Here is a 25,034-nt window from a genome sequence, read left to right as displayed (position 1 = left end):
AATGGGTGGTGATCAGAATGAGTACAACTAAAAAAACATTAAAAAGGGAATTAATACTTAGAGCGGCTTCTATGATTGTCCAAGAAGCAGGAGTAGAAAAGTTAACGTTAGAAGCGGTTGCTAAGAAGGCGGGAGTAAGTAAGGGAGGATTGCTTTACCATTTTCCGAATAAAGATGAATTGATTCTGGGGATGGTTGAGCAGCTATCGACCAGCTTTATCACTGAATTTAATGAAAGGGCAGAAAAAGACACGCATTCCCAAGGTAGATGGACTCGCGCTTATATGAATACGTCATTTTCCGGGGATCAGGATGCAAGTGACCTGTATACCGCTCTCTCGGCAGCACAATTTACGAACCCTCATATGCTCAAGCGGCTTCAGGATGAGTATGCGAATATCCAAAATAAAATCGAAAACGACGAATTGGACCCGGTCCGTTCTACGATTGTCCGATTAGCTATAGACGGTTTGTGGTTTGCCGAAATGTTTGGGCTTGCTCTTCCCAATGAAGAGCTGAAGCAAAAAATTATAGAAGAATTAAAGACATATATAAAGGAGGATGAATAATGGCTTATCTTTTTTTGGCAATCTCTATTGCCGGTGAGCTTATTGGTACTTCAATGCTTAAGGCTTCAGAAGGTTTTACGAGACTGTATCCGACTTTATTCACGATTGTCGCGTTTGTAATCTCTTTTTTCTTTATTTCACTAGCCCTCAAGACACTTCCTCTTAATATGACTTATGCTATCTGGTCAGGGGTAGGGGCTGTTGCTACAACAGTGATCTCAGTATTGATTTGGAAGGAGAAAATTAATACCGGAAGTATCGTAGGGATTGCTTTAATTGTTATCGGCGTGGTGGTATTGAACCTATTTGGTGCAGGACATGGTGAGGCCAAAGGAACAACAGAAGTAACCAGTTCAATCGTTCAAAAATGAAATAATATGATATCACTTCAGTTCGCAAATAGGCGGTAGATCCTCATTTATCGACTTAGAAGATTCTAAGAATGATAAGTGGGGAATCTACCGCCCGAAAATCATGGTTTATACGAATAAGCTTAGTAATAAGATAAATCCTAATCCGGCTACAGAAATGATAGTTTCGAGCAGTGTCCATGTGGCAAAGGTTTCTTTCATGCTTAAACCGAAATACTCTTTAAACATCCAGAACCCGGCATCGTTAACATGGGAAGCTATTAAACTACCCGCTCCCGTGGCAAGCACGACTAAAGCAAGATTAACGTCGGATTGGCCTAACATTGGAATCACTAAACCAGAGGTTGTTAAGGCTGCAACTGTTGCAGAACCTAAGGAAATACGTAAGATTGCAGCGATGATCCAAGCCAATAGAATTGGTGATAATGTAGTTCCATTAAATAAATCGGCTACATAGTCACCTACGCCGCCATTAATCAGTACTTGTTTGAAGGCTCCGCCTCCCCCAATGATTAAGAGCATCATCCCAATATGAGTAATAGCAGTCGTACAGGACGCCATTACATCTTTGATTGGAATTTTTCTTGCGATTCCCATGGTGTATACGGCAACCAGTAAGGAAATTAGCATGGAAGTTGATGCATCACCAATAAAACGGATCGCTGCCAGTAAACTATTATCCGCAAATCCCATTGTTTTTTGAAGCAAGGTAATAATCGTAGCAATCGACATTAAGATGACAGGAAGCATTGCCGTAAATACGCTGATTCCAAATCCAGGTGTTTCCTCGGACTTAAATACTTTTTGCTCACCTAAAGAGGAAATGTTACCGGTTTTCGTAAATGATGCAGGCACAAGCCTTTTGGCAAGCTTCGTAAATACAGGTCCCGCCAAAATAACGGTTGGAACGGAAATAATGAAGCCATAAAGCAATACCTCGCCAAGGTTCGCACCATACTCGCCAGCAATTACGGTTGGGCCTGGATGTGGAGGCAAGAAACCGTGTGTGACAGACAAAGCCGCAACCATCGGAATACCGAGATGTAGAATAGAGACCTTTAGTTCTTTTGAAATGGCAAATACGATGGGAATTAACAATACTAATCCTACTTCAAAAAATAATGCAATCCCAATAATGAATGAAGCTGCTACGACCGCCCATTGAATATTTTTTTCACCAAATTTGTCAACGAGGGTCATGGCAATCTTTTGGGCACCCCCAGAATCCGCGATTAACTTCCCTAACATCGCTCCAAGTCCAAAAATTAACGCTAAGTGACCCAGTGTTCCGCCTAATCCGGCCTCAATGGTTTTGACAATTTCCTCTAAAGGCATTCCAAGTGCTAAGGCCACGCCGAACGATACAATGATTAGGGAAATAAAGGTGTTTAGTTTGAAGCCCATGATTAAAATGAGTAATGCTAAAATTCCAATCGTTACAACGACTAACGGCATTGTAATTACCTCCTCTATTATCCTTTTAGTGTTTAATTAAGCCTCTTTGGTAGTTAGCAATCCGTGTATAATCCTCTTCTAATACTCTGGATAGGTTAATGAAAATCGGCAGCAGCTTCTTATACTCCTTGGTTGCTTCTTCTTTGGGTGCATGTTTGTTGGTACTACCAATCATTTCAGAGACGACTTCAAAGGATTGGATTTTGCCAGTGGCATACAAACCTAAAATACAAGCTCCAAGACAAGAACTTTCGTAGCTCTCTGGTACGACGACTTCAGATGAGAATATATCAGACATCATTTGCCGCCAAACAGCTGATCTTGCGAAGCCTCCTGTAGCTTGAATTCGGGTCACAGGACCGTCCATGCATTCAGTTAGGGCCAAAAATACGGTGTACAAATTGTAAATGACTCCTTCTAGAGCTGCACGAATCATATGTTCTTTTTTATGTGACATTGTTAAACCGAAGAATGAGCCACGTACGTCTGGATTCCACAATGGCGCACGTTCACCAGCAAGGTAGGGGTGGAATAGCAATCCATCAGATCCTGGTCTTACACGTTCAGCTATCTTGGTCAGTACATCATAGGGATCAATGCCTAGTCGTTTGGCTGTTTCTACTTCGGATGAGGCAAGCTCGTCACGAATCCAGCGAAGAACCATCCCGCCGTTGTTGACCGGCCCACCAATGACCCAGTGCTTTTCCGTTAAGGCATAACAAAATATTCTTCCCTTTTCGTCTGTTTGAGGCTTGTCTATGATGGTTCGAATGGCACCGCTTGTCCCGATGGTAACGGCTACTTCGCCTTTTCGTATCGCATTTACGCCCAGATTAGAGAGGACTCCATCGCTGGCTCCAATGACAAACGGTGTCTGTGGATCGATCCCCATCTCTTTTGCTATATCTGAATTACAGCCGGTAAATATTTTGGTTGTGGGTACGAGCTCAGACAGTTGAGAAGGGGTTATGCCCGCAATTTTTAAAGCTTCTTCATCCCAATCTAGTTTCTCCAGATTCATCATGCCCATAGCTGAAGCCAGGGAATAATCAACAACATATTGGTCAAAGAGCTTTTTAAAAATATATTCTTTAATGCCAATGTATTTTTTAACCCTGACAGCGGTTTCAGGAAGGTCATTCACAATCCAGGCTATTTTCGTTAAAGGTGACATGGGGTGAATGGGTGTTCCTGTCCGTCTATAGACTGCTTGGCCATTCAACTGAACTTTTATGTGATGTGCCCATGCCTCACTTCGATTATCTGCCCAGGTGATACAGGACGTAAGTGGCTGATCATGTTCATCCATCGCAATGACACTATGCATGGCACTGCTAAATGAAACAAACAAAAGCCTTTTTTGTGAGTGACGTTTCATGATATTCGAAGTCGCTTGTAGGACTGCTTGAAAAATCTCCTCTGGATTTTGTTCGGCAGTCGCTATATCCGGTGTATAAAGCGGGTACCCAATATTTTCTTGTTGGATGACTTCGCCTTTTTCACTAAATAAAACAGCTTTCGTACTGGTGGTTCCGATATCTATACCTAACATGTAATTAGTCATTTTGTGGTACGGCTCCTTTGGACAGCAGTTGTTGGGACATCCATAAGTCTTCTACTTTACCTTGAACATCATCAAAGTTTTTATGTAAAGACTTAATCATAAGGTCTCTATCTTTTACCTGGATTGCTTCGATATAAAGCTCATGATTTTTTACAATCCGTGTGAAGTCTTCATACTTTTCTTTGAAACGCATACGCATCGACAACAGAATGAGGCTTTCCATCACGGGCTTTAAATTATTCCAGATCATCAGGATGTATGAATGATTAACTGCACGAATAATCGTTTCATGAAACAAGACATCTTGATATGAGAACTCATCGGCATCACTATACTTGACTGCGACTTTCATCATTTCGAGTATTTTACTAAGTTCCTTTGCTAAATCATGAGTGTCCATTTGTATTAGTCGTTCAAATACAAAGGACTCTATAAGTAGACGAACATCATAAATTTCTTCAATTTCTTTCTCTGATAGACCAATAACGACCGCCCCCATTCTTTCGAGTCGGATAATATTTTCAGAAGCCAATATTTTTAACGCTTCACGAATGGGGGAGCGACTTACAGCAAAATCAGCAGCTAATTTATTTTCAGAAAGTATGGTACCGCTTTCAATAGCGTTAGAAATAATACGCATTCTAAGCTCGGATGTTACACGATCACCAGCAGAGGCCTTTAGAAGCCATTTGGAGGGATATAGGAAATCACTGGATTGATCCATAAATTCACCTTCTCATTAATCAAGTATACTTGTATACAAGTATTATAATCTAAAATTTTAAATTTGCAAGCGTATTCATTAAATTGGTTTTGTAGGCCTATTCGGGCTTTTTTTGTGCAAATGCACAATCAATTTCGTCTGTTCTTCAATAGGATTCACGCGCTGCAATCGATATAATGAAAGCGTAATCAAAAATTGCCCGGGGGGTTAGACAGATGGAAGGGTTAACGATCAGTTGGATAGGAGCTCTGGCAGGGCTAGCTATTGCAATTATTTTGATATTGAGAAAGCTGAATCCGGTTTACGCTTTATTTTTGGGAGCCATTGTAGGCGCTTTATTGGGCGGAGCCAATCTGGAGCAGACGATCAGCGTGCTAATTAGTGGTACACAAAGTGTGATGGGGACGGTCATTCGTGTGCTCGCCGCAGGTGTATTGGCAGGCGTGATGATGGAGTCTGGGGCAGCGGAGACGATTGCACAGGCTATTGTAAAGAAGTTTGGCGGTAGTAAAGCGATTCTCGCACTAGCGTTAGCGACGATGATTATTACAGCGGTAGGCGTATTTATTCCCGTTGCAGTGCTAATTGTGGCACCTATTGCCTTGTCTGTTGGGAACAAAATGGGAATTTCCAAGCTGGCTCTTCTGTTGGCCTTGTCTGGAGGCGGAAAGGCGGGGAACATTATCTCTCCGAATCCCAATACGATTGCGGCGGCGCGTGGGTTTAATCTGGATTTAAGCCACGTTATGTTGGCGGGTGTGGTACCTGCGATATGCGGATTAATCATGACGGTTCTAGTGGCGTCTATGTTAAAAAACAAAGGTGTGAAGGTATCCGACCAAGAGACGATGGACAGTGATGTCGATACATCGAAGTACCCGGCATTGGGACGGGCAATTGTAGCTCCGGTAGTAGCTGTTATCTTGTTAATGATTAACCCGATTGGTTCCATCTCTGGTATTGAAGCACTGTCGAATTTCAAAGTCGACGCGATGTACATTTTGCCGATCGCCGGGATTGTGGGTATGCTGGCCATGGGACAAGGGCGCAATATCCTGAAGTATTCGGCTTCGGGTTTGAATAAAATGACGGCAACCGTGCTCATCTTGATCGGTGCAGGCGGAATTGCGGGTCTGATCTCTGCGTCTAATTTATCTGCTCAGGTGGTTGGCTTGATTGAGGCTTCGGGTGCTTCTGGCACATTTTTGGCACCGCTTGCAGGAATTCTGATGGCAGCTGCCACAGCATCGACCTCGACGGGCGTTATTTTGGCGACTGGGTCGTTTGGGGAAGCCATTCTCAACATGGGGACAGCTCCGTTAGCCGCCGCTGTAATGGTGCATACAGGAGCTACCGTCATTGACTCCTTACCACAGGGCAACTATTTCCACGTTACGGCAGACAGCATGAAAATGAGCATTAAACAACGGATGGGATTAATCCCTTATGAGGCTATCGTGGGCGGAACTATGGCGATTGTAGCAACCATATTGTATGGATTCATACTTTAATATTCACGATGGGGTGACAAAATGAGAGAGAAAACATTTGTACTGGCACCGGATTCTTTTAAAGAAAGCATGACGGCAAAGGAAGTGTGCATCGCAATGGAGAAAGGATTACGCAAGGTCTATCCGACAGCCCATTATGTCCATGTTCCGATGGCAGACGGTGGTGAAGGAACAGTGCAGTCACTGGTGGATGCGACAGGCGGGCAGCTTCGTTACATGGAGGTGACAGGACCGCTTGGAGAACCTGTAAAAGCGGCATACGGCTTGCTGGGAGACGGCACCACTGCGGCAATTGAAATGGCATCTGCCAGTGGAATCCATCTGGTTAATAAGGACAACAAAAACCCGTTAAAGACAACAACCTATGGTACGGGTGAGTTAATCCGTGAGTGTCTGAACCAGGGAATTCGGAAAATTATCATCGGCATCGGCGGAAGCGCAACCAACGATGGTGGTACAGGTATGGCGGAAGCGTTGGGCGCTAGATTTCTGGATGCAGCAGGCAATACTCTTCCACGCGGCGGCGGCAGTCTGGGCGAGCTGGCCAGTATTGATATTTCATCACTGGATGACCGCTTGCAGCAGGTACAATTGATTGTGGCCTGTGATGTGACGAACCCGCTGTGCGGGGAGCATGGGGCGTCCCATGTATTCGGCCCGCAAAAAGGCGCAACTCCGGAAATGGTGCAGCAATTGGATGCCAATCTTGCCCATTATGCGGATGTGGTAAAGCAGCAGATGGGCAAGGATGTGCGTGATCTGCCGGGAGCAGGTGCAGCTGGCGGATTGGGTGCGGGTTTATTGATTTTTACTCAGGCCGCGCTGCAAAAAGGCATTGAAATTGTGATTGAATACACTGGCTTAAAGCAGAAGCTTGCCACGGCCGATATCGTATTGACGGGCGAAGGCGGCATTGATTTTCAGACCAAATTCGGTAAAACTCCGTATGGAGTAGCTCAGGCAGCCAAACAATCGGGCAAAAAGGTCATTGCGGTTGCAGGTTATATCGGGGAAGGGATCGACACGCTATACAAGGAAGGAATAGATGCGGTGTTTGGCATCGTGCCGGGAGCCTCGGAGCTGGGTAAGCTGCTGGCTGAAGGGCCGCAAAACGTAGAGCGCACATGCGAGAATATCGCGAGAGTGCTTCAATTCAGTGAGAAATAAACAGATGATAAGCGAGAAGCATAAAACGGTATCATACAAATAAGGTATAATCGAGCGCTCGCCTGTAATCCCGGTTTTCTTTAGCTGATGGAGATTGGCTGAAAAATTTGGGAGTGACGGCGAGCGAAAACTATTACAGTGTGCTTTGGCGTGACACAGCAGTTTATTGATACAGCGCCAGTAGGCCGTGTGTAAGCTCAAAAAGCTGAAGGAGATTCCGAGGATCTTTGTCAGTTAAGGTATGGATGCGCTTCAGGCGGTATTGCAGTGTATTCCGGTGAATGTTTAATTCATCTGCAGTAAAGGAGACACTGCCATTATGGTTAATAAAGCTCCGCAGCGTATCCAGCAAATCCACGGTATCTTCCAGCTTGCTGACCAGATGGATTGTGTTAGTCAGGTTGGTTTGGCTTAATTTGACCAAAAATTCGACTTCTGCAAAAGAAACAATCTGCACAGGTGGGCGCAGTGCTAGTACAACATTCATAGCGGACTTGGCTTGCATATAAATATCCGCAATACTGTGTTCTTGTCTGCTAACGGTAATCAGCACATCGGGATGGCTGCGTACAAGTGGCTCCAGCAGCTTGGCGGTCGGCTCCTGATTTTGCATCAGGATGAGATAGCTGTCTTCTTCCATGCGAAAGGATGGATGCTGCATGAATATATTGGATAAATCCGCTAAATGGGTAGAATCGGAAGGAAGATGCTTTACATATACGGCCGAAGTTTTGAGAAGCAAATCAATGTGATATTGAGCAGCTTCTTTTTTTATTTTTTGAGTGTAGGCTCCCTGATGGTTTAGCAGCATCTCCAATACAGATTTTTTGCGGTTAGCCTCGTCGGCCAAATGTTCCAAGGAAATGCGTTGTTCAATCAGGAGAGATACCGTAGTTTTAACAATATTGCAAAAAGGACGAACTTCGTCAGGATTGCCTGAAATACCTATGACACCGACTAGCTCATGATGGATCACAATCGGTTCATTGGTTCCTTTTTTCTCGTAATGTCCGTCCTGCCACACTTCAATCATTTTCCCAGTTTCGAGCGCCTGAACAGCCCCTTGGTGAATGGTTCCGATTCGTTCACTCTCGCCGCTGCCAATGATGATGCCTCGTTCATTCATAATATTGATGTTGTATGGAATATCCTTCATCATTTTGTCTACGATGTCTTGGGCTTGTCTTTCGGAGAGCGGAAACAGATCAGGATTCCTCCTTTATCTAGTGATGTAAGGTGTATTACTGCATCTCATGCTTGAAAGGGTTTTCAAATTGTTGTGCATCTGAACAACATGATAAAGCAGAGCGCCGAGCATGTCAGCCTATTTTATCATAGTTGTGAAGAATAGTTGTATGCAAAAAACAGGGCTCCAATCCAGGAGCACCTGTCTTTTGTGTCTCATTCTTTCATCAACCGTCACGCTGTCTAAGGGCGAACCTCACGGAAGCTATAGGTAATATCATGAAGTTCTTTCTTCAAACGGCTATATTTTGATGCAGGCGTATACCCGATGATCTGATAGAAATTATTTTCAGTCTCAATAATAGCTACGCGGGTGACATAATGGTTTACATCCTTCTGTCCTTTAATTGTGAATTCAAGGGCCGGATATCCTTGAATCGTGGTGTTGGATGAGGGCCCTACCGTAGAGAGGTTAAACTCTTTGGTCATGTTGTTTTGAATTTTCTTTGTGTAGTACTGGAGCGTTACATCACCTAATTTCTTTTTCGAACTGGACAGTACGATAACAGACTTTTGAATGTACGGATTGAATATCGCAATATCTGCTTTTCCTTCCCGGTCCGGGTCTGTTGACCAATCTAACGGAGCTGAGAGCTGAACATGTCCATCTCTACTTACAAAACTCTGCTCCTGCTTGCTTACCGGAGCTTTATTGGACTCGTAACTGTTTGCCAGTACAAAAATAGCATTTACAAACGAGGCTCCCAAGATCACCATTGCGGTAAAAAATATGAAGAGCGACCGTCTCATCGCCCTTTTGCTAATCGGCTCTAAATCCCGTACCTTTACAACATATGTACCTGCAGCTAAATCACCAATTCGTTGTCTTGATGAAGTTACTAACACGCTGATACCAGCAGGCAGTGAACCCATGAGCAATGGATTGGTGTCTATTAACCTGAGCAGCGTACGAATGAGTGATTTAAGAAAACCAGGAGGTCTTCCTTCTCCGTTAACCACCTTAATACGAAAAACGAATTTGCCAAGCGTATAGCCTGTGTAACCTTCCAAGAGCAAATAATAGCAGAAGAAAGCTATAATCAGAATGCAACGGGAAGCAATCGCTAAGGGCAACAACCATCTGTCTGTTATCTGAATGACTGAGATAAAGAAACAAATATACCCGATTATAAAAAATATAAAATCAAAAAGGGTTGCTCCCCAACGTCTAAACAAAATAGACGAACCGTAGGTTTTGGATATTTCGGCCATTCTGTTTGTCTCTCCATAATTTTGCCCATGCCGAATGTACCTCTCTCTTGCTGTTGCCTGTGAAATCTGTGGTAAGTGCTGGTCTTCCAAATCATACACCTCATTTTAATAATCCATAATTTAAAACACACTCCTTATATAACGGTTATTTTATCATCCATGCTTAGGAAAATATTTTATAAACAAGGAACTAAACACAAATATTCCTTTATAGGCATTCTTTCATTTGCTTTATAATTGGAAGAAGCAAGTAATGATCATCGAATATGAACTTAGCGGCGTAGGTATGCAAGGAAAAGCTTGCGAAAGTGAACAACGGAGAGGCGGCGAGAATATGAAACAGGAGTTTCCGGTTATAACAACCGAACGTCTTGTATTACGAAAAATGGTAGTGACGGACAGCAAGGACATGTTGGAATACTTTTCAGATGAGCAGGTGATGAAGTTTTACGGGCTGAGCCCATTTGAGTCTGAACAGGAGGCACTGGATGAGATCCGTTGGTATGATCGGATTTTTGAGACAGATCAGGGAATCCGCTGGGCTCTTCAAACGAAGGAAGGTAAAATCATCGGTTCTTGCGGATTTCATAACTGGGATCAACGTCATCACCGAGCAGAAATGGGTTATGAATTGTCCAGAGCTTATTGGGGCCAAGGGTTAATGTCAGAGGTACTTGCAGCTGTAATCGACTATGGGTTTAATACCCTCCTCTTGAACCGCATTCAGGCACTAGTAGAGCCGGAGAATACACAATCCTTGCATTTGCTTGAAAAAGCAGGCTTTCGGCAGGAAGGAATCCTGTCCCAGTATGAATTTACGGCCGGGAAATATGATGATCTTTGCATGTGCGCAATCGTTAAATCAGAATATATCAAACGTTATCAGAAATGGAAGATATAGTTGGAACAAGCGGCATACACATTTCATATTGCTCAATAGCATCCTTCGAGAAGCCTGCTTTTTGGATAAAGCCTTCAAGAGAATTGTTGTCAGACAGGCAGATATACACCTTCTCGACCTTTTGGGTTTCTGCCGCTTGATGAAGTAGGGTACGTCCAAGGCCTTGGTTTCGATGTTTGGGATCGACCCAAAGAAAGTTGATTTTACCTTGAGCACTCATAGCAATCATGCCAAGTCTGGTTTGGTTCACTGCGTAGATGCCGAGAAAAACTTCTTGTGTGCTGTTGGCGTAATAAGGTGGGTCACTTTGCCAATGGATGTGACAGTCGGTGAGGATTTTACGAAAAGCTGCAATATCATCAAATGTTAGTTTCTTAAACATGTACGGTGATGAGGGAGCGGGAGAGATTGATGGGACAGTACCGTTGTAGTATTTTAGCGTATAGCGTACCTCATAGCCGTGCTTTTTATAGAACTGGACAGCCCGATCATTATCCGTAATGACTTCGAGCCATAGCTGCTGACAGTTCTCGGAGATGGCCGTTTGTTTATGCAATTCGAGCAACCTGTTGCTAATACCCTGGCCACGGTAAGCTGGACCGATGCATAGCGTGCCACAACGCATGGTTTTATCCCCGTCAAACTGCCGGATACCGCCGAGAATTAAGCCGATTGGCTGATTTTCATCCATGGCAAGGAAAGAGTGGTTCCGTGAATTACCCTCTGGACCGAAAAAACGTGTCGCGAAATCGTCCTGTTCCATGGTCAGGCGAATGGAATAGTCTGAGAATCCGAGCGAAAATGCCTGGAAAATGTGCTCCATGCTGACTTCATTGCATCTCAAATAGGTGATCACTGTTCTTCCTCCTGAAAATCCAGTATATTGGGATTGTCTTATTATACACTCCGTATGTTGCTGTAGGGTTACAATTAGTATATCGATAAGCTAATTGGTAGCTAACAAAATATAACCCGATATGCCTGAACATTCTTTATTTTGGAAGATAGGAGATTGGAATGAACCAAAGGCAAGTAGAAATTTTTCGCAAGTTGTTAACTGAATCGAACCGACTGTGGTTAGTGCAGGATCTGGCCGATCAAACGGATTGCTCAGAAAAGACGATTCGTAACGATCTAAAAGTAATTGAAGAATATTTAGTTAAACACTCTGATGCTAATCTGGTGAGAAGACCGGGGCGCGGCATTTATTTGGAGATCAGTGAAGCGGAGCAGGCTGATTTATTTCACCGGCTGTATGCAGGCGATAGTACAACCCAGCATGAATCGGATGAGGAGAGGGTGCTGCATCTCGCCTATCGGCTCTTGATGGATGCCAAGCCTGTAACGATACAAGATCTGGCCTCTCAGTATTATGTGAACAAAACGGTGATCCGTAGAGATATGGAGAAGATTGATGACTGGCTGCACAGCTTTGATCTTGCCTTGATCACCAAGCAGCGCATTGGCTTGACCATTCAGGGCACAGAGAAAAACAAACGAATCGCCTTGGCGCGGATGAACCAGCTGATTGATAGTCCTGAGTTAACGGGACAGATGATGCGTAGGCAGTTTGAGCCACATGAAATTGCAACCATCCATCATGAACTAAAAGTATTTCAAAAAAATCATGAACTCAGCTTTACGGATGAAGCTTTTGAGGGTCTAATGCTCCATATTCTCCTAATGGTCAAACGTACCAAACTGGGACAGCCCATCTCTCTCTCCGAGCAAGACATTTCCTTTTTGCAGGAGAAGGTTGAATTTACATGGGCGACTTCGTTTTTACAGCAGCTGCAAAAGCTGTTTTCCGTACCGTTTTCCAAGGAAGAAACGGCCTATCTAACCCTGCATTTGCTGGGTGGAAAGTTTCGTTACCAGCAGGAGGATAGCAAGGGGAAGCACAGCGACCTGGCAGACAGCCATCCGCTTTTGCCTAAATTGATTGAGCAGTTAATCCGGCGGATGTCAGAGCTGAACATGATTGACTTTTCCAAGGATAGGATGTTGTTGAAAGGGTTAAAGGTCCATTTATACACAACCCTGAACCGGCTTCAATATGGGCTGACGGTATCAAATCCTATGCTGACTGAGATCAAGAAGATGTACCCTTACATGTTCGACCGGGTTATTATTACGCTGGAAGAGGTAGGGAATTTATTTCGGTTATCGTTCCCCGAGGAAGAAGCGGCGTATTTAACGCTACATTTTCAGGCATCCGTGGAGCGACTTCACCAAAAAGAGAGTCACCCTCAAAGGGCCATCATCGTGTGTCACATGGGCATCGGTATGTCCCAGCTACTGCGTACAAAGGTGGAACGTAAGTTTCCGGCTGTACATGTGGAGACGACCCTCTCGAAGGCAGAAGTCCAGGACTATCTCGCAACCCAGGAGGTGGATCTGATTATTACAACCGTGGCCCTTCCAGAGCTTAGCGTTCCACACATTCTCGTTTCTCCATTGCTGGATGCCAAGGACGAGCGCCAACTGGAGCAAGTGATCAGACGGCTGGATGAGCCTGAATCTAGAGTCGCAGATGAATCTATATTTTTTAAGTACACAACACCTTTTTTAGTCTTTCCCCAGCAAGAAGTGCAGCGTCCAGAACAATTGATTTCCAAGCTGGCGCAAATACTGGAGGACAAAGGATATGTGGAGACAGGTTATGTGGACAGCGTATTGGCGCGAGAAAAAATGTCGGCTACAACGATTGGAGGAGGCATAGCCATCCCGCATGGCGGCTCTGAGTGGATAAGACAGTCCACCATTGTAGTCGCTACCTTAAAGAAGCCACTTACTTGGGGAACAGAGAAGGTAGAGCTTGTCTTCTTGCTTGCGGTAAAACAGGATGGGCGGGAAGAAATGCGACAGTTATTTAAGGAATTATCCCTAATCAGTGAGCAGCCAGCTCTAGTTCATGCTTTATCCAAGGAGACAGATGCGATGAGACTATTAGGGAAGCTGAAGGGATAAAGGTAAACTAAATTTAAAACATTACTTTGGAGCAGGACTTATAGATGAGTCCTGTTTTTTTATTAGTATTATTCTATTTTTCCGAAACTTCCGGTAAAAAGTTCACCCGATAACAGCAAAAAAGGCGGTTATACTATCAATGTAAGCGGAAACACCAGAGAGAAGGGGAATGACTATGAAGATATTGGCGATTACCTCATGTCCTAACGGAATTGCACATACGTATATGGCAGCTGAGAATTTGCAAAAGGCAGCAGCTAAGCTCGGTATCGAGATGAAGGTCGAGACACAAGGCTCCATTGGAGTAGAAAATCAACTCACGGAACAGGAGATCCGTGAAGCGGATGGCATTATTATTGCAGCGGATAAGACGGTGGTCAAAGACCGCTTCGTCGGCAAGAAACTGCTGGTGGTCGGAGTACAGGATGGGATTCGCCGTCCAGAAGAATTGATCCAGCGGGTGATGAAGGGCAATGTGCCTGTGTACCAGGCAGAGTCACGTGCTTCCGAGGCTAGCTCACAGGAGAACAAACCGAAGCAAAATCCTATCTACCGCCACTTGATGAATGGGGTATCCTATATGGTGCCATTCATCGTCATTGGGGGATTGCTCATTGCCATTGCATTGACGATTGGCGGTGAGAAGACACCAGGCGGTCTGGTGATACCGGACGGTTCATTTTGGAAGACGGTTCAAAATATTGGTTCAGCTTCGTTTACCTTTATGATCCCCATCCTCGCTGGATTCATTGCGATGAGTATTGCGGATAGACCGGGGCTTGCACCTGGTATGGTTGGCGGATTCATTGCTGCAAACGGCAGTTTTTATGGAAGTGAGGCGGGAGCCGGATTTATCGGCGGAATTATCGCTGGTTTCCTGGCAGGTTATGTTGCACTGGGTATTCGGAAATTGAAGGTTGGGCGAGCGTTACAGCCGATCATGCCTATTATTATTATCCCTGTGTTGTCATCTTTAATTGTAGGATTAATCTTTGTCTTTATCATCGGTTCTCCAGTCGCACATTTGTTTGAGGCCTTAACGGGTTGGCTGGCAGGTATGCAAGGTACAAGCTCAATTCTATTGGCACTGATTCTAGGTGCAATGATCTCCTTCGATATGGGTGGTCCGGTCAATAAAGTAGCATTTTTATTCGGCTCGGCCATGATTGGCGAAGGAAATTATGAGATTATGGGACCGATCGCCGTTGCGATTTGTATTCCACCGATTAGCATGGGACTTGCCGCAATGATCAACAAACGTAAATTTGCACCCGCAGAACGAGAGGCTGGGAAGGCGACATTCACGATGGGATTATTCGGTATTACTGAAGGAGCGATTCCCTTCGCTGCACAAGATCCATTGCGTGTTATTCCTAGCATCATGGCTGGGTCCATGGTCGGATCAGTCATTGCCATGTTGGGGAATGTAGGAGATAAGGTAGCTCATGGTGGGCCGATTGTAGCTGTGCTTGGTGCAGTGGACAATGTAATCATGTTCTTCATCGCCGTTATTGTTGGCGCAGCCGTGTCAGTTATCCTGGTGAGCCTGCTGAAAAGAGATATTACAACTGCAAATCCGGCTGTTGCCGGAGAAGCAATATCTGAAAATTCTGCCGCAGTAGCGGAACAATCTACAATTACTACAACTGCCACCGAGTCGTCAGCTTCAGTAGCTGCCAATAACGAGCCAGTAGTATCCTCACAGGTCGTTCACATTGAGAAGTTGACGGATATCGTAACGATGGATCTAATTAATCTGGATCTGGAAGGAACGACACAGGATGCTGTGATTGACGAAATGATCGGAGCACTTGAGAGAACTGGTGCCGTAAGCTCTGCGAGTGGCTTTAAACAGGCTATACTGGACCGAGAGAAGGAAAGCTCCACAGGCATTGGAATGAATATCGCTATCCCTCACGGTAAATCGGAAGCTGTTCTGAAGCCAAGCGTGGTCTTTGGGTTGAAGCGGAGCGGAGTGGATTGGAAAAGCCTGGACGGAAGTGAAGCGAAACTGATCTTCATGATTGCTGTTCCGCGTAATAGCAAGGACAATGCACATCTGAAGGTGCTGCAAATGCTGTCTCGTAAGCTGATGGACGATCATTTTAGAGAAGCGCTTCTAGCGGTTACGACCAAGGAAGATGCATATCAATTGCTGAATCAGGTGCATTAATCCGTGTGCTAAGAAATCGTATCCAAGAAAAGAGGTTCCCGAAGTTACAGTAGGGAGCCTCTTTTCTTTAAAAAACAGCGATGCGAGAGTCAGCGGCGTTCATCGTGTGACATGAGCAGAATGCCAAGAAAGACAAAACCTGTACCTGCCAGATGAGCAAATGAGAAGGACTCACGGAGGATGATATAGGACAGCAGCAGTGTACTGACGGGAATACACCCCGTGTATACAGCGGCTGTACTAGCCGGTACCCTTGAGACGCCTCGGAACCATAAAACGTAGGCTAATGCTGTGACAAAGATACCATAATATAAGACAAGCCCAATCTCTCCTACACCAACTTGGTTAAAATCGAACTGTTGGGTCTCCCCGAAAGAACATGCCATAAACATAAGCATTGCAAAGAGTGTTATATACATGGTTCCAAGCAGGGAAGAGACATGGCTGGATAGCATTTTGCGTAATACTGTTAGTGCAGCTTCCCCGAACACGGCAGCCAGAACAAGCAACATGCCCATAAACGAGGTTGCGTTGGGAGCATTAGACCGGAGCCCTGTTAGATGAGGCAATTGCAGTGCCAAAACACCGAGCAGCGAACAGGCAATACCGAGCCCGGGACGCAGCGAAATTTTTTCTCTCAGCAGTACATACGAAAGAAGTGCAACGATGGCTGGTGTCAAGCTTGTTAGAATTCCACTTTCGGAAGCAGAGGCGTAGGTCAGCCCGTATAGCATCAGGACCCGGAAGAGAAACATGCCGATCAAGGCCTGTATGAATAAAATTAAGGCATCTCGTCTACCGATTCTAAATGAAGTTTTCTGGATGAGCACTATGGGCACCAAGAACATAAGGGCAACGGCCAGACTGGCTGATTGTGATAAAAAGACAGGCAGCCGCATTACGACCAGTTTACCGACTACCACAGAACTACCAACAATAGAGGTTGCGATCACTAATTCCATGTAAGTCGAAAAGGTAGGTTTGTTCATTTCATGTCTCCTCTTGTACAGATATTGATATATACTGTAGCAATAGAAACTGGGCACTTGTAGATCCAGTTGAACAGGCTTTTAACAGTACCGCTTGAGGGGGCAGCCTATGTGGATATCTATCGATAGAAATGTGACGGTCCCGATGCTGCGTCAGGTGCATCAAGCCATACGGGACCAAATTTTAACTGGAGAACTGCAGGCAGGGGATAAGCTTCCTTCCACTCGGGTACTGGCCTTACAGTTGAATGTCTCCCGTAATGTTATTCTCGAAGCTTATGAAATGCTGCTGGCCGAAGGTATGACCATTGCTCACCCTGGTTCAGGTACCTATGTAGCTGAGGGGGCTGTCCTGCCGGGTTACGTATCTACACCGCCTGTTGAAGCATCTGAGCCTGCAATGAATGCCCTATGTTCAAATGGGGAGTCAGTCATTTCCTTCCGGACAGGCCTTCCCGCGCTGGGATTGTTCCCGCGCAAATCATGGGCTGACTTGTTTCAGAGTGTATGCAAAGAGGCTCCCGATCTAGCATTGGGTTATGGAGATCCTGCTGGAGAACTGGAGCTACGAAGGGAGCTGGCTGACTATTTGGTTCGTACCAGAGGAGTGAAAGCAAAGCCAGAACATATTGTAATCACTAGCGGAGCAGTGCAAGCGATTCAGCTTGTCACCCGTCTGATGCTGTCCGTGGGGGATGAAGTCCTAGTTGAGGAACCGACGAACGAAGATTTAAGAAGCATTCTATCGGCTACAGGGGCGACTCTACGGAGCATGCCTGTGGATGATTCGGGAATGATAACAGCCAATCTGCCGCAAAAAGGATGCCCCAAACTGGCATATCTGACACCTTCGCACCAGTTCCCTTTGGGCGGCATCCTGCCAATTCAGAGGAGGATCGAGCTTATTCAGTATGCAGCCCGCACAGGGTGCCTGCTGCTCGAGGATGATTATGACAGTGAATTCCGGTATGATGGTGCGCCCGTTCACTCCTTGCAAAGTCTGGACCCAGAACGTGTGCTATACGTGGGGACATTTAGCAAAATCCTGTTCCCTGCATTGCGGATCGGCTATATTGTTCTTCCACCATCACGAGTCGCTGATTTTATCCGGTTAAAGCAACTGGCAGATTACCAGACGGCGAGTCTGGAGCAAATTGTGTTGAGTCGGTATATAAGGAAGCGACTCCTTCATAAACATGTACATAAGATGAAGAAAGTATATGCCAAGCGTCGTCAAGTGCTGCTCGATAGCCTTGAGCAGCACTTTGCAGGACATTACCGAGTGTGCGGCCGAGCGGCTGGTCTACATTTGGTAGCAGAGTTTCAGTTCCCGTTCCGAAAGGATTTGCCAAAATGTCTCCGTAGCCAAAATGTGTTTGCGGTACAGCTTGAAGGGAACCGGCTGCTTATGGGCTATGGGCATCTACATGAAAGCGAAATACGTGAAGGGGTGCGCAGAATTAGGGACGCGCTGCAACGATAGTAAACGCAAGAGCAGTCTATCCTCATCCAAGGATAGACTGCTCTTTTATAGTGAAATATTATTTTTCATCAATTAAATATTTCTACGAGGATTGAGCCACGCGTACGAGCATATGAGCAAGCGCGTGCTGCTGCTCTTTGTCCCCTACCTTCCACAATTCCTGAAGAAGTTTCTCTTCGCTATTGCGCGGTTCTTCCTTGGCTGCCAGATAGCCTGCGATCTTCTCAGCTGCTTTTGCCATCACTTCTTCATTCAAGCCGATTTTTTGAGCCATTTCAATTTTGTCGCTCAAATAACTTTTGAACGAATCAAAGCTGCCCAAAATGTCATCCTTTTTGCTGTCGTCTATCCGATTTAACGCGTCATCTACTTTGTTCAGTGCCACTTCGCCTTCCTTATTCACAACATGATTGTGCTCTGCCATTTCTAACGCCTCCTCAAGATTGCTTTCTAGGATAAGGACTGCTTGCGGTACAGTAGTACTTACCCCGGCTCACTAAAATGAAAACGGTGAGAAGCGGAGTGCAGCAGAAACAATTGCTACATAAAGTCGAAAAAATAACGAATTACGTGAAAAAAGACGGGGGAGGTGTAGGTCAAGCTATCCACCCGGCTTAAGTAGCTTTTTTTCAAAGCATCGAACTTATCATCATCACCGATTAATAAATCTCGCTTCAGCACGGAAACCGTTAAGCTCCCGAAGAAACCGCTCAAGCTAATCAACATACCGAAAATAACCCCAAATTTCAAATCAAACGGCGTCAGGTACGGATAGATTAGATAGGAGGCCGCTATGGTTATGGGAAAAGCGAATGCAAAGCCTTCCCAAGTGATGTTGGGATTGGATGTCGGGACGATTTTCCGCTTGCCGAAATAGAGCGATGCCAGATAGTGTGCGACATCATTGAGCTGTGTCAGTACCACTAGAAAAAGTACAAGTTTCGCTCCGTATTGCGGGGTAGCAAACTGAAAATAAGCCAGGTGACTCAGTCCAAAAACCATCAGCATGAGTCCCCATTGAGTCGAGCTGACACTGCGCAAGAAACCAACGGTTCCTTTATTGATCAATCGAGGGAGTGGCAGCAGCAAGAATACATAGATAGGGATAAAGACAATAAACATTCCATACCACCCGATATAAATCCAATAAAACTGTACAGGAATCGCCAAGTATGCCCATAAAAACAATCTGCGGTCAGCTTTTCTGGATCTAATCATGGAGAAGTATTCTTTTAACGCAAAGAAAGTAAGTACCATCAAGGAAAGCAGTGAAACGATCGGATTGAAAAGTGTTGCCAGGCAAAAGATAAAGAACATGCCCCACCAGGTCTTAATGCGAAGTCCAATAGCTGCATAGTCTTTGTTTGGCTGTGTTTTGACTACCACTATATAAATCAGATGGATGATTAATAAGGCTATACAAATGAGGGTTAACGTTAATAATGAACTGTCCATTGCGACTCACCAACTTATAGCAAAATAGGATTCCATGAAGGGGGTCCTATGTTATTATGAAGGAATAATTCAAACTTGATAAGGGGAAATTTCGTAAATGGTAGCTGATCAATCGGTTTTTATCTTGCTTACGAATACGGGAACGTTTCTTACGAGAGTCATTAAAAGCTATACAAGAGCGCCCTACAATCACGCCTCCATTTCCTTCAACCGAGAACTTTCGGAGTTATACAGCTTCGGGAGAAAGACCCCCAGTAACCCTCTGGATGGTGGTTTCGTGAAAGAGGATATTAAGACAGGTACATACAGCAGATTTCCGAATACAACATGTGTTATCTACGAGCTTCAAGTAACCAATCGCGAAGTCGAAAAAATGAAGAGAGTTCTACACGTTTTTATCCGAAGTCGACAAAAATATATGTATAACTTACTGGGGTTGATTGGCGTTGCCCTCAAAGAACCAGTCGAGTTCAGTAATTCTTATTTTTGTTCGCAATTCGTCGCGGAAATATTGCAGCGATCCGGCATAAAAATATGGAACAAGTTGCCCGCCCTTATTACACCAGACGATTTTCGGCAAAGTGACCGATTCCATTTGATCTACGAAGGAAAACTGAGCGAGTATGATCCTCAAGCTTGAGGATCAGCCCTAATTAGTCCTCTTCGGGTATAATTACCTCGATATAACGCGGTAAAATACCAAGTTCGATAGGCAAAGTCGGCCCTCTCTCCCCATCTACATTCGTACTGACCGATGCTGCGGAGCTGACACTTACATGCTTTGCGGTAAAGTAAACGACATCTTTATGATTCTTCAGGTTGCCCCAAAATAAGGATATGCTGGCGGTTACCGTGTTCAATATATTGAGGTTTTTGAAAATAAAGCAGTGAAGCAGGCCATCATCAACAGCAGCCCCAGGCGCCAGTTTCTCGAATCCGCCAACGGAGTTGGTTAATGCGGCAAGAAAGAGTGGAGATTCGCCTTCCCAAGTCTTGTCATCGTAGCGAATGGTAAGCGGATGGACAGGATGGTTGATCAGTTCTTTCATACCTTCTTTAACGTAGGCCAATGTGCCAAACATAGATTTATCGTCTGACGACACAGCGGATAGCGATTCGGCAAGTGAGCCAGTGGCAACAACATTGGCAAACATTCGGCCATTTAGGAGACCCATATCTACGGCTTTCACGCGAGCTGAGGTGAGTGCACGGATCGCCAATTCGGGACTTAGCGGAATTTGTAAGGCACGGGCAAAATCATTGACCGTTCCAAGAGGGATGACCCCCAGCTGTGGACGATGGGGTTGATCCATGAAACCATTAATGATTTCGTGAAGCGTGCCATCTCCACCGAGGGAAACGACTAGATCATAAGTATCCTGACATGCCGCGGCGCAAAAACGGGTGGCATCAAGTTCTTGAGCCGTCTCTTCGACTGTAACGGCGTATCCTTGCTCACGTAGAATTCCTTCTACGTTTCTGACATGTTGCAGGGATTCCTCTTTGCCGGAAGATGGGTTGACAATAACCATAGCTTTCTTCATACACATACTCCTCTCTTTGGAAAAAGTCTGATGGTGAGGCTATCAACCTTTACCCGAAAAGCATACCTTTAGACTCTAAATTAGACATGTGTTATATTTTTAGTTACTATATAAAAGTAAATAAAAATATGAATGGAGGATTTCGTATGAAAATCGCAGTAACAGGAGCAACGGGGCAACTGGGTTCCATTGTCGTAGATACGTTGCTTGCATCCGTCCCGGCACAAGATCTTATTGTTAGCGTAAGAAATCCGGAAAAAGCAGAGGGGTTACGTAATCGTGGCGTTGACGTTCGTCATGGCGATTTTGACAAGCCAGAAACGCTGGACCAGGCATTTGCTGGTGTAGACCGACTGTTGATTATATCCGCAGACGGGGATAATGATACCAGAATTCGTCAGCATAAAGCGGCTGTTGATGCTGCTGTGCGTGCGGGAGTAGGCTTCATCGCGTATACCAGTGCTGCCAATGCCGCTGACAGCACTCTATTTCTTGCGCCTGTACATCGTATTACGGAGGAGTTCATACGTGAGTCGGGTATTCCTTATTCCTTCTTGCGTAATAATTGGTACCTTGAGAATGAAGCAGGCACGATCCAATCCGTACTCGCGGGAGCTCCATGGCTAACGTCGGCAGGGTCCGGTAAGGTAGGTTGGGCTGCCCGCGCCGATTATGCGCAAGCGGCTGCGGCCGTGCTGTCTGGCGAAGGGCATGAGAATACAATATACGAGCTCTCCGGTAAGCCGATTACCCAAGAAGAGTTGGCAGCCATACTTGCTGAGGTCCTGGGTAAAGACGTTCCTGTACAGCAAGTGGACGATGCAGCGTATGCCGAGATTATGCTCGGTGCGGGAGTACCGGAAGGTGCCATCCCTATTGTGGTAGGCATTCAACAGGCGATTCGCGAAGGAGCCTTGGATATCGCAAGCAACGATTTAGAGATGCTGTTGAAGCGTCCCCTTACACCGCTAAACCAAGGGATTAGTGAACTGGTCAAGCAAATTCAAGCATCATAAATGTATTGTACAACGGATGCTGCCTAGAAAGGCTAGCATCCGTTTAGTTATATTCATAAGTGGAATCATTGCTGATTATCCAATATACTTGTAGGGAACTCCAAGGTAAACTTGGAATAGAAATACAAACGAATGGAGTACATAATACCATGTCTAATTTGCCAAACTGTCCTGAGTGTAATTCAGAGTACACTTATGAGGACCGCAGTCTGTTCATTTGCCCGGAGTGCGCTCATGAATGGTCTGCCGAGTCAGAATCTGAAAGCAGCGAAGATATAAAAGTCGTCAAAGATGCGAATGGTAACATTCTGAAGGACGGTGACTCTGTAACAGTCATTAAAGACCTTAAAGTGAAGGGAAGCTCTTCCGTCTTGAAAATCGGCACCAAAGTAAAAAATATCCGTTTGGTAGAAGGCGATCACGATATTGACTGCAAAATCGATGGTTTTGGAGCAATGAAGCTAAAATCGGAGTTTGTCAAAAAGAATTAAAGTTATAGCAGTGAAACTGTACAGTTCCATGACGATAGGAAAAGGAGAAGCCTCGGCTTCTCCTTTTTTATTAGCATTTGGCATCATTAGGCTTCCAATGCTCATGCCCACATAAATGTCATAAGGGTGCTAGCCATACGGTTCCTGTTCCCCTGTATACATTGACCAGCCCTTCGCCGGAAGCGACCGAGCCCATTTTGGTTTTTCCCGATTTTTCGACGGTGAACTGGAGGGTGTTGGACCACATAAGGGCAAAGTTGCCATCCACCTTGAGCACATCATTTTGCAATTCGATAACGACTGCTTCTTCTGAAGGAATCGGCGCTTGAAGTGCCAGCACTCCTTTTCCACGGGCACTTAAATTAAATAACCCTTCTCCGCCCAGTGCAGCAGAAGAAAGAGTACTGCGGGCAACGACGGATATGTCCAGCGTGGTATCGCAAGCTAAAAACAATCCGTCTTCGATGGCAATGTCATCATGATCGACATCAATAAGCCAAATATATTGGTAGGTAGGCTCCAGCATAATGGTACCTGTGCCTCTATAGTGCGGCTTAATGGCACCTGTCCCTGTCACAGCGCCGGACACCAGGTTCCGCATTAAGCCTCCGACACCTTTTACACCTGTAGTCATTTCCATGCTGCCTACGGTATATTGCATGGCTCCTGCCTTCATCATAATCTCACTGTTGTTGATTTCAATCATGAGCTGCTTGCGGCGCATGTTACTTTTGCTCATATAGTAATTGTTTTTCGCCTCCGCAACGGAGGTGCAGCTCAAATCTGTTATGTATTCCAGTACCGTGAATCCACCTAATTGGTCAGTGATGGCAACATTGCTGTTATCCTTTAAATTATTAATAACAAAAGCCATAAATGTATGTACCTCCTTGTTGTTCTCATGGTGTGAGGATGGAAATTTTATTGATTCCATACCATAATTCGACAAAGATACTGCTTTTCCTGCGCGGATTTCGGCAATTCTCTCGCCTGATTTTCAGACTCAGAAAAGGAGAGCTTGAAAAAGACGTAAAAAAAGTTCAATATAAAGATATCGGTTTTTAAAATGGTTTATTCTGAAAGCAGCCGAGTGAGATCGAAACATACGATAGGGGGTAGGACAAGTGGAGATAGGGATCAGTACATTTGTAGAAACAACACCGGATCCCCAAACCGGTGAGGTCATCAGTCACGCGCAACGGATACGTGAGGTGGTCGAGGAAATTGTACTTGCTGATCAGGTAGGACTGGATGTGTACGGCGTGGGGGAGCATCATCGTAAAGATTATGCTGCATCTGCTCCGGCTGTTATACTGGCTGCTGCAGCAGCGCAGACCCAACGGATTCGCCTAACCAGTGCGGTTACGGTGCTTTCATCGGATGATCCGGTGCGTGTGTTTCAGGACTTTGCTACGCTGGATGGTATTTCGAATGGACGAGCTGAAATTATGGCAGGCCGAGGTTCTTTTATCGAATCGTTTCCGTTGTTTGGATATGACCTGGATAACTACGATGAGTTGTTTGATGAAAAGCTGGAGCTGTTATTGAAAATACGGGAATCTGAGAAGGTCACCTGGAAAGGCGGACATCGGCCAGCGATTAACAATTTAGGCGTGTATCCGCGCCCAGTGCAAAATCCCTTGCCTGTATGGATTGGAAGTGGAGGTAATCAGGAATCTGTGGTTCGTGCAGGCTTGCTTGGATTACCGTTGGTGCTAGCCATTATTGGAGGCAGCCCTATGCAGTTTGCACCATTGGTCGAGCTGTACAAAAAGGCAGCTAAGCACGCAGGTCATGATGCATCGCTGCTGCCAGTTGCGTCCCACTCACATGGTTTTATCGCAGAAACCACCGAGCTTGCAGCAGAAAAGTTTTTCCCTTCCACTCAGCAGAGCATGAACGTGCTTGGGCGTGAACGCGGTTGGGGGCCTTACACTCGTTCCAGCTTCGATGCTGCGCGCAGCATCGAAGGAGCATTATATGTAGGCGATCCTGATACAGTTGCCAAGAAAATTATTCATCTCCGTAAACAGGTAGGCATTACACGTTTTCTGTTGCACGTGCCCGTCGGCACGATGCCGCATGATGATGTCATGAGAGCTATTGAGTTATTGGGAACAGAGGTAGCGCCACGGGTGCGTGAAGAGATATCCAAGTGGGAATCCGAAAGCAAATAAATAGTTCTACTTCAAAA

General features: G+C 45.3%; 23 protein-coding genes. 12 read left to right on the top strand and 11 right to left on the bottom strand.

The genetic code is table 11. The features are described from left to right. Window positions 1-17: 17 nt before the first annotated feature. Together ABEW32_RS02805 and ABEW32_RS02800 are read left to right on the top strand one after the other, a co-directional pair. A complete protein-coding gene (locus ABEW32_RS02805) occupies window positions 18-569 on the top strand; it encodes a TetR/AcrR family transcriptional regulator (RefSeq protein ID WP_430184498.1) in 552 nt (183 codons plus the stop codon). Then, entirely contained in the window at window positions 569-940 is a 372-nt protein-coding gene (locus ABEW32_RS02800; RefSeq protein WP_430184496.1) for a DMT family transporter, read from the top strand. The genes ABEW32_RS02805 and ABEW32_RS02800 overlap by 1 nt, the downstream gene beginning before the upstream one ends. Before the next feature lie 108 nt (window positions 941-1,048). Here ABEW32_RS02800 and ABEW32_RS02795 read toward each other — a convergent pair whose 3' ends face one another. The 3 genes from ABEW32_RS02795 to ABEW32_RS02785 are packed head-to-tail and all read right to left on the bottom strand — an operon-like array spanning window position 1,049 to window position 4,683. Continuing rightward, on the bottom strand, window positions 1,049-2,395 hold the full coding sequence (locus tag ABEW32_RS02795; protein ID WP_430184494.1) for a GntP family permease: 1,347 nt from the start codon (window positions 2,393-2,395) through the stop codon (window positions 1,049-1,051). A gap of 25 nt (window positions 2,396-2,420) precedes the next feature. Continuing rightward, window positions 2,421-3,959 carry a gluconokinase gene (gene gntK / locus ABEW32_RS02790; protein ID WP_430184492.1) on the bottom strand — a complete coding sequence of 513 codons (1,539 nt, stop codon included), beginning with the start codon at window positions 3,957-3,959 and terminating at the stop codon, window positions 2,421-2,423. Further along, entirely contained in the window at window positions 3,952-4,683 is a 732-nt protein-coding gene (locus ABEW32_RS02785) for a GntR family transcriptional regulator (RefSeq protein ID WP_430184490.1), read from the bottom strand. The genes gntK and ABEW32_RS02785 overlap by 8 nt, the downstream gene beginning before the upstream one ends. A gap of 215 nt (window positions 4,684-4,898) precedes the next feature. Here ABEW32_RS02785 and ABEW32_RS02780 point away from each other — a divergent pair, with 215 nt between their 5' ends. Then, complete coding sequence (locus ABEW32_RS02780; protein WP_430184488.1) at window positions 4,899-6,194, top strand: GntP family permease; 1,296 nt, start codon at window positions 4,899-4,901, stop codon at window positions 6,192-6,194. Window positions 6,195-6,215: 21 nt separating this feature from the next. Continuing rightward, window positions 6,216-7,361, top strand: a complete 1,146-nt coding sequence (locus ABEW32_RS02775) for a glycerate kinase (RefSeq protein WP_430184486.1) — start codon at window positions 6,216-6,218, stop codon at window positions 7,359-7,361. A 163-nt stretch (window positions 7,362-7,524) separates the two neighbouring features. Here ABEW32_RS02775 and ABEW32_RS02770 read toward each other — a convergent pair whose 3' ends face one another. Further along, on the bottom strand, window positions 7,525-8,520 hold the full coding sequence (locus ABEW32_RS02770) for a CdaR family transcriptional regulator (protein ID WP_430184484.1): 996 nt from the start codon (window positions 8,518-8,520) through the stop codon (window positions 7,525-7,527). 269 nt (window positions 8,521-8,789) lie between these two features. After that, window positions 8,790-9,908, bottom strand: coding sequence for an RDD family protein (locus ABEW32_RS02765; RefSeq protein WP_430184482.1), 1,119 nt, complete (start codon window positions 9,906-9,908; stop codon window positions 8,790-8,792). Between the two features lie 244 nt (window positions 9,909-10,152). Between ABEW32_RS02765 and ABEW32_RS02760 the strand changes: the two genes are divergently transcribed. Further along, the gene (locus tag ABEW32_RS02760) at window positions 10,153-10,719 is read left to right on the top strand and encodes a GNAT family N-acetyltransferase (protein WP_430184686.1); all 567 of its coding nucleotides are present in this window, start codon (window positions 10,153-10,155) and stop codon (window positions 10,717-10,719) included. Here ABEW32_RS02760 and ABEW32_RS02755 read toward each other — a convergent pair. Next, entirely contained in the window at window positions 10,691-11,575 is an 885-nt protein-coding gene (locus ABEW32_RS02755; RefSeq protein ID WP_430184480.1) for a GNAT family N-acetyltransferase, read from the bottom strand. The two genes, ABEW32_RS02760 and ABEW32_RS02755, sit on opposite strands and share 29 nt — an antisense overlap. A gap of 161 nt (window positions 11,576-11,736) precedes the next feature. Here ABEW32_RS02755 and ABEW32_RS02750 point away from each other — a divergent pair, with 161 nt between their 5' ends. Further along, the gene (locus ABEW32_RS02750; RefSeq protein ID WP_430184478.1) at window positions 11,737-13,689 is read left to right on the top strand and encodes a BglG family transcription antiterminator; all 1,953 of its coding nucleotides are present in this window, start codon (window positions 11,737-11,739) and stop codon (window positions 13,687-13,689) included. 175 nt (window positions 13,690-13,864) lie between these two features. Beyond that, the gene (locus ABEW32_RS02745) at window positions 13,865-15,862 is read left to right on the top strand and encodes a fructose-specific PTS transporter subunit EIIC (RefSeq protein ID WP_430184684.1); all 1,998 of its coding nucleotides are present in this window, start codon (window positions 13,865-13,867) and stop codon (window positions 15,860-15,862) included. Between the two features lie 89 nt (window positions 15,863-15,951). On the opposite strand, the gene ABEW32_RS02740 is transcribed toward ABEW32_RS02745, so the two are convergent. Then, the gene (locus tag ABEW32_RS02740) at window positions 15,952-16,851 is read right to left on the bottom strand and encodes a DMT family transporter (protein WP_430184476.1); all 900 of its coding nucleotides are present in this window, start codon (window positions 16,849-16,851) and stop codon (window positions 15,952-15,954) included. A gap of 109 nt (window positions 16,852-16,960) precedes the next feature. On the opposite strand from ABEW32_RS02740, the gene pdxR reads away from it, so the two are divergent. Further along, a complete protein-coding gene (gene pdxR / locus ABEW32_RS02735) occupies window positions 16,961-18,334 on the top strand; it encodes a MocR-like pyridoxine biosynthesis transcription factor PdxR (protein WP_430184474.1) in 1,374 nt (457 codons plus the stop codon). Between the two features lie 82 nt (window positions 18,335-18,416). Here the strand turns inward: pdxR and ABEW32_RS02730 are convergent, their stop codons facing one another. Both ABEW32_RS02730 and ABEW32_RS02725 read right to left on the bottom strand, forming a co-directional pair. Then, on the bottom strand, window positions 18,417-18,758 hold the full coding sequence (locus ABEW32_RS02730) for a DUF3243 domain-containing protein (protein ID WP_013373818.1): 342 nt from the start codon (window positions 18,756-18,758) through the stop codon (window positions 18,417-18,419). A gap of 116 nt (window positions 18,759-18,874) precedes the next feature. Continuing rightward, window positions 18,875-19,789, bottom strand: a complete 915-nt coding sequence (locus ABEW32_RS02725; RefSeq protein WP_430184472.1) for a phosphatidate cytidylyltransferase — start codon at window positions 19,787-19,789, stop codon at window positions 18,875-18,877. 97 nt (window positions 19,790-19,886) lie between these two features. Between ABEW32_RS02725 and ABEW32_RS02720 the strand changes: the two genes are divergently transcribed. Continuing rightward, a complete protein-coding gene (locus ABEW32_RS02720; protein ID WP_430184470.1) occupies window positions 19,887-20,429 on the top strand; it encodes a hypothetical protein in 543 nt (180 codons plus the stop codon). Between the two features lie 13 nt (window positions 20,430-20,442). On the opposite strand, the gene ABEW32_RS02715 is transcribed toward ABEW32_RS02720, so the two are convergent. After that, window positions 20,443-21,333 carry a diacylglycerol/lipid kinase family protein gene (locus ABEW32_RS02715; RefSeq protein WP_430184468.1) on the bottom strand — a complete coding sequence of 297 codons (891 nt, stop codon included), beginning with the start codon at window positions 21,331-21,333 and terminating at the stop codon, window positions 20,443-20,445. A 146-nt stretch (window positions 21,334-21,479) separates the two neighbouring features. Here ABEW32_RS02715 and ABEW32_RS02710 point away from each other — a divergent pair, with 146 nt between their 5' ends. Together ABEW32_RS02710 and ABEW32_RS02705 are read left to right on the top strand one after the other, a co-directional pair. Beyond that, window positions 21,480-22,349, top strand: coding sequence for an SDR family oxidoreductase (locus ABEW32_RS02710; RefSeq protein WP_430184466.1), 870 nt, complete (start codon window positions 21,480-21,482; stop codon window positions 22,347-22,349). A gap of 149 nt (window positions 22,350-22,498) precedes the next feature. Next, entirely contained in the window at window positions 22,499-22,840 is a 342-nt protein-coding gene (locus tag ABEW32_RS02705) for a zinc ribbon domain-containing protein YjdM (RefSeq protein WP_430184464.1), read from the top strand. A gap of 118 nt (window positions 22,841-22,958) precedes the next feature. On the opposite strand, the gene ABEW32_RS02700 is transcribed toward ABEW32_RS02705, so the two are convergent. After that, window positions 22,959-23,714 carry an AIM24 family protein gene (locus ABEW32_RS02700; protein ID WP_430184462.1) on the bottom strand — a complete coding sequence of 252 codons (756 nt, stop codon included), beginning with the start codon at window positions 23,712-23,714 and terminating at the stop codon, window positions 22,959-22,961. A 250-nt stretch (window positions 23,715-23,964) separates the two neighbouring features. On the opposite strand from ABEW32_RS02700, the gene ABEW32_RS02695 reads away from it, so the two are divergent. Next, a complete protein-coding gene (locus ABEW32_RS02695) occupies window positions 23,965-25,017 on the top strand; it encodes an LLM class flavin-dependent oxidoreductase (RefSeq protein WP_430184460.1) in 1,053 nt (350 codons plus the stop codon). Window positions 25,018-25,034: the final 17 nt, after the last annotated feature.

Origin of the sequence: Paenibacillus jamilae (assembly GCF_050482105.1) — a bacterium.
Taxonomy (GTDB): domain Bacteria; phylum Bacillota; class Bacilli; order Paenibacillales; family Paenibacillaceae; genus Paenibacillus; species Paenibacillus jamilae_B.
This window is presented reverse-complemented; position numbering and strand designations above follow the sequence as displayed.

Coding starts and splice junctions, on each gene's coding strand:
- ABEW32_RS02805 (WP_430184498.1), top strand. CDS start 18: ATGAGTACAACTAAAAAAACATTAAAAAGGGAATTAATACTTAGAGCG.
- ABEW32_RS02800 (WP_430184496.1), top strand. CDS start 569: ATGGCTTATCTTTTTTTGGCAATCTCTATTGCCGGTGAGCTTATTGGT.
- ABEW32_RS02795 (WP_430184494.1), bottom strand. CDS start 2,395: ATGCCGTTAGTCGTTGTAACGATTGGAATTTTAGCATTACTCATTTTA.
- gntK (WP_430184492.1), bottom strand. CDS start 3,959: ATGACTAATTACATGTTAGGTATAGATATCGGAACCACCAGTACGAAA.
- ABEW32_RS02785 (WP_430184490.1), bottom strand. CDS start 4,683: ATGGATCAATCCAGTGATTTCCTATATCCCTCCAAATGGCTTCTAAAG.
- ABEW32_RS02780 (WP_430184488.1), top strand. CDS start 4,899: ATGGAAGGGTTAACGATCAGTTGGATAGGAGCTCTGGCAGGGCTAGCT.
- ABEW32_RS02775 (WP_430184486.1), top strand. CDS start 6,216: ATGAGAGAGAAAACATTTGTACTGGCACCGGATTCTTTTAAAGAAAGC.
- ABEW32_RS02770 (WP_430184484.1), bottom strand. CDS start 8,520: ATGATGAAGGATATTCCATACAACATCAATATTATGAATGAACGAGGC.
- ABEW32_RS02760 (WP_430184686.1), top strand. CDS start 10,153: ATGAAACAGGAGTTTCCGGTTATAACAACCGAACGTCTTGTATTACGA.
- ABEW32_RS02750 (WP_430184478.1), top strand. CDS start 11,737: ATGAACCAAAGGCAAGTAGAAATTTTTCGCAAGTTGTTAACTGAATCG.
- ABEW32_RS02745 (WP_430184684.1), top strand. CDS start 13,865: ATGAAGATATTGGCGATTACCTCATGTCCTAACGGAATTGCACATACG.
- ABEW32_RS02740 (WP_430184476.1), bottom strand. CDS start 16,851: ATGAACAAACCTACCTTTTCGACTTACATGGAATTAGTGATCGCAACC.
- pdxR (WP_430184474.1), top strand. CDS start 16,961: ATGTGGATATCTATCGATAGAAATGTGACGGTCCCGATGCTGCGTCAG.
- ABEW32_RS02730 (WP_013373818.1), bottom strand. CDS start 18,758: ATGGCAGAGCACAATCATGTTGTGAATAAGGAAGGCGAAGTGGCACTG.
- ABEW32_RS02725 (WP_430184472.1), bottom strand. CDS start 19,789: ATGGACAGTTCATTATTAACGTTAACCCTCATTTGTATAGCCTTATTA.
- ABEW32_RS02720 (WP_430184470.1), top strand. CDS start 19,887: ATGGTAGCTGATCAATCGGTTTTTATCTTGCTTACGAATACGGGAACG.
- ABEW32_RS02715 (WP_430184468.1), bottom strand. CDS start 21,333: ATGAAGAAAGCTATGGTTATTGTCAACCCATCTTCCGGCAAAGAGGAA.
- ABEW32_RS02710 (WP_430184466.1), top strand. CDS start 21,480: ATGAAAATCGCAGTAACAGGAGCAACGGGGCAACTGGGTTCCATTGTC.
- ABEW32_RS02705 (WP_430184464.1), top strand. CDS start 22,499: ATGTCTAATTTGCCAAACTGTCCTGAGTGTAATTCAGAGTACACTTAT.
- ABEW32_RS02700 (WP_430184462.1), bottom strand. CDS start 23,714: ATGGCTTTTGTTATTAATAATTTAAAGGATAACAGCAATGTTGCCATC.